Source organism: Bacteroidota bacterium, from assembly GCA_013696965.1.
Classification (GTDB): Bacteria; Bacteroidota; Bacteroidia; order JACCXN01; family JACCXN01; genus JACCXN01.
The window spans coordinates 1-4,191 of sequence record JACCXN010000070.1; the positions used below are offsets into that span (position 1 = coordinate 1).

The window sequence follows — 4,191 nt, forward strand, 5'->3', positions numbered from 1 at the left end:
AAGTCTCATCATTCTATTATTGGCAAGTATGAAAGAGATGAAGTAAAACCAACTATTGATGTGGTTAAAAAACTGGCAGATGTGTTAGAAACAACTGTAGGTTATCTTTTAGGAGAAACAGAAGATAGAGAGCTTTTAAAAGACCCTTCAATGATGAAGCGGTTAAATGATATTGCAAAATTTCCGGAAGCTGATAAGTCTTGTATCCTTTATGCTTTGGATGCAATGATTAACAATGTAAAATTAAAAGCTATCTAAATGAAAAATAGACTTACTTCTGCTTTCATTTTTCTTGCTGTTAGTGCTTTTGCACAGGACACAAAAAAAGACACTGTTAAAACCGGAAGTTTAGAAGATTACGGGATGCGTATTTATGACCCTCGTATCGGCAGAGCTATGAGTACCGAACCTAAAGATTTACCACAAAACAATCCTTATAATTTCGAGGAAGTGAGAAAGGATTCTACCGCTGTTAAACAACCTGCTACAGAGCCAAAGCAAAAAGTTGCTAAAAAGTGAGGATATTTTTGACAGACCAACGCAAGCACTTTCCAAAACACTTATCGGAGTTCAAAAAAAACAATGTCATTCCGTTATCAAAAAGATTTCATTAAACACAAAATTAGTAAGGAACTTATAGACTGTAAATTTTCTGACTTGTCTTTTAGCAGTTTCTTTGATTATAAAATTTTTCCGGCTAACATACTTATCGCATACCCTCAATGGATTGAGGAGAAAAGAACAATGCAGGCAGGAGATACCATAGTCCAGCAAATAAATATTCCTCCTTTTAGCAAACTATCAAAAAGACTTATTGTCGCTGTTAGAATAAAGGAAGTTTTTGACTCGAGCAATTGCAAGGGCTTTTCTTATGAAACAATTGTAGGACATGTAGAAAAAGGAATTTCAATATTTAAAATTGAGTCTCAAAAAAACTTCTCAGTATTTACGATTGAGACGTATTCAAGTCCTGCTTCATCGCTTCTAAAATTCTTTCGGCCAATTTCATCCTGGTATCAGGATTACTGCACTAAAAAAGCTTTGGTCAATGTAAGAGACTACTTGCTCATTGACTTCTTCGCCCTGACACAATAAATCACCTTCAACAATAAAACAACGCCACCTAAAGGCAAAAGGAAAAATATCACTGAGAAGAATGCCCAACCCGTATCTAAATAACCTTCCATATTCACGAAGTAAAGCAACAAGGCATAACAAAAAAGGTATGGCAACAAGGTAGCCAAGAAGTCTACTACTTCTTTAAGCGACCTTGGTTTCTTCGGGATAATTAAATACCTTATGCCAAGTATCAAAGCAGGTATCAATATACTGAACACATAAAACATAGGCTTAATCTTCTGTTTTTTCAACTTTTACCTCACGTGATTTCTCTTCACCACCGAGCTTGTTCACTACATTAGTCAACACTTCTTTCCATGATTTGCTTTGTTGATCTCTGGCAATACCATCAGGCACCATTGTGTAGTCAACTTCTGATTGAGAGTTTATTTCAAACTTGGTATTACCATCTTTATCCTGAGAAAGTGTAAAGTTTATTATACCCTTTTCAACATGGCCTTCCATTGTTACAAAAGTCGCTGACAAGCTTCCATCTTTTCCTTCTTCTAAAGCTTTAACCTTCACATAGCTATTATTCATCGGCCCTGCGATATCAATCTTAATATAGCTTCCCACTTTAAATTGCGAAGGCTTTCCTTCTCCATCAACAGGGGCATTAAATTCAGCTTTAGAATTAGTTAAATAATCTTGAGGTGCATTTTTGAAGTTCTTCTTGAAGTCAGAAAAAGACATCTTTGAGTTTGTGACCGTAACACTATAGCTTTGTCTTTGGGCTGTTTCGGCATTTGGAAGTTTGACCTTTAATTCGCCCGGATTCTTAAATCCAGACATAAAGTTTTCCCATTCCTTGCCTTCTAAGTCTATACCATCAATCACCCGATTTTCAGCAAATGCATACGGTGAGTTCCAAGGATATTCCAGTTCTAAAGGGTCAGTCGAAAGGAAGCGTCCTATTCTTGGATCATAGATTCTAAACAAGAAATCGTAAGAATTTCCAGAGCCTTTAATTTCATCGTCTTTTTCTTGTCCGTTAAACCCGTAGCGATAAGGATTAGCAAAACTAATTAGTTGTGAATCAAGAGCATTGCCCATTATTGAAATTTTCAGTTTTTCTTAAAAGTATTTGACTAATTATTGATCAAAGTCAAAGCTACAATTTCAAAACGACAAAAATAATTCTACGTGATTAAATATTGAATCTAAGTAGTATTGTTCTCTATTTATAAAACCATCAGTTTGTTTTGCTACAAGTGTAGCTGAAAGCTACCTTCTTTTCGGACGTAGCAAATGCTACGCCCAGCTTCTGTGTAAAACTACGATTAGCGGGGAGAAGTTGGTTTTTGGCATGGATTTAAATCTGTTATTGGATGGAAAAAACATCAGACCTTCTACATCCTTTTTCCTCTTTGATTTTCACACATATTAATAAAATTTTGAAGATGTTTTGTTGCTTGAGGATAATCATCAAAAAGGGGATCCTTATACATATCTATTAATTCCCTTAAAATATCTTCATTTGTATCCCCTGCTATTTTACCAATACATTCTTGCATAAATCCATCCAAAATGAAAATAAAATCACGATTATATTTTGTTTCATCTGTTGTTTGATAAAGTGCTAATATAGATCCATTATAATTAAAAACATCTTCCATACTCATGCTATCCACAAGATAATTCATAAAACTACTGTAAATAGGAGATTTATACTTTATGTTTACAACATTTACTTTATCTACATCATAATATTCACTTGCAAGAATTTTATTTTGTTTCGAATCTATTATCTTATACAAAACACCACTAAATTCTGTGATAATTTGATTAGATAATTTAACAGTTAAATTTTCTAAGTATGCAGTAATATAAACATCGTGTATATCAGGTGCGTCATATTGAAATAAAACTATCAAAGAATCTCCATTAGTTTTAATTTCAGCTGGATATTTTTCTTGAGCCAAAATCTCTTTAATTTTCTCTTTTCCCTCTATTTCATTCTTAATTTCTTCTTTCCCAATGCCATCACAAGAAATTATAGAAAAAAATAAAATAATTGTAGCAATATAAAAACATTTCATAAATATTATTTGTTTCGTTTTTTAAACTCTATACTTTTTAGATGAAATGGATTATTCTTTGCTACCCTAATAGAATCCACTCTTGTTGGAGTATGTCCAATTTGAACTACAGTTGCTGAGGCTATCCCAAATGTAAAAGGGAATGACATACCAACTCCTGCACCATATAATTGATAATCCATTATTTCTTCAGCATTTATTACAGCTATTCCAAAAGTTGCATTTCCAAATTTCCCAACTCCATAATAACGAGAATAGGAAGTCGATTGTTCAAGTAAGGAGGGAATATCAGCCCATGGATCAGCATATATATTGATACTTCCTTTTTGAAGAGTAGTTCCTGCTCCAGCTCCAATTAATTTTTCGGAATTATTATACTTGATATAATTATTAGCCCATAATGAGTTAACGTTTCCAAAATCGATTCTTGATCGAGAGACACCCCAGCCATAAGGAATTAAGGCAGTACCCCCATCTAGGACAGTGATTGAGCCAGGTATTTTGTTTGCTTTTGGAGTAAAATTCGGTATATCTAAAGGAATATTAGTATTATCTCTGGACGCCGATGCTGGTGGTGGAGAGGGGGGGGCATTGCCTGATGGCTCTGTTGGCCATTGGGGCATATATGCATCTTTAGGGTCTGTACTTGATGATTTTCCAGTTTCTGCTTTATGCTTGTCTGCATGCTCCTGTCCTACTTTATCTTTTGGGTCTTCTCCTTCTAATCCACTTGGGTCGACAAAATAAATTGGATTATTATTGAATGCGGCATAAGGTGATTGCCAGGGATGAAGTTTTGGGTCACGACTTAACCATCTACCTAACCTAGGGTCATATTGTCTCCATTCAGTTGTATAACTATTTCCAGAGCCTTTTACTTCATCATCTTTCTCCATTCCATTGAAGGCGTAACGGTACACCACTGCACAACCTTTTTTCTCACTTAAAAAAGTTCCTTGCACCACCTTCAACAATGGTTTTTCTTGATTATATGTAAGTTTTAAAGCTCCCATTTTCCAGGGCTAAGATAAAC

6 protein-coding genes are annotated in these 4,191 nt (G+C 34.6%); 3 read left to right on the forward strand and 3 right to left on the reverse strand.

Going from position 1 to position 4,191, the window contains the following annotated elements; genetic code table 11:
* Positions 1-18: 18 nt before the first annotated feature.
* The 3 genes from H0V01_10760 (at position 19) to H0V01_10770 (ending at position 1,095) form a co-directional block, all read left to right on the forward strand.
* Positions 19-258, forward strand: a complete 240-nt coding sequence (locus tag H0V01_10760) for a helix-turn-helix transcriptional regulator (GenBank protein MBA2583850.1) — start codon at positions 19-21, stop codon at positions 256-258.
* Positions 259-519, forward strand: coding sequence for a hypothetical protein (locus H0V01_10765; GenBank protein ID MBA2583851.1), 261 nt, complete (start codon positions 259-261; stop codon positions 517-519). It abuts the gene before it with no gap.
* 63 nt (positions 520-582) lie between these two features.
* Positions 583-1,095, forward strand: coding sequence for a DUF1990 family protein (locus H0V01_10770; GenBank protein MBA2583852.1), 513 nt, complete (start codon positions 583-585; stop codon positions 1,093-1,095).
* 255 nt (positions 1,096-1,350) lie between these two features.
* On the opposite strand, the gene H0V01_10775 is transcribed toward H0V01_10770, so the two are convergent.
* From H0V01_10775 to H0V01_10785, 3 genes are all read right to left on the reverse strand, one after another.
* Positions 1,351-2,172, reverse strand: coding sequence for an RHS repeat-associated core domain-containing protein (locus tag H0V01_10775; protein MBA2583853.1), 822 nt, complete (start codon positions 2,170-2,172; stop codon positions 1,351-1,353).
* Between the two features lie 296 nt (positions 2,173-2,468).
* Positions 2,469-3,158 carry a hypothetical protein gene (locus H0V01_10780; GenBank protein ID MBA2583854.1) on the reverse strand — a complete coding sequence of 230 codons (690 nt, stop codon included), beginning with the start codon at positions 3,156-3,158 and terminating at the stop codon, positions 2,469-2,471.
* A 5-nt stretch (positions 3,159-3,163) separates the two neighbouring features.
* Positions 3,164-4,171, reverse strand: a complete 1,008-nt coding sequence (locus H0V01_10785) for a hypothetical protein (protein MBA2583855.1) — start codon at positions 4,169-4,171, stop codon at positions 3,164-3,166.
* Positions 4,172-4,191: the final 20 nt, after the last annotated feature.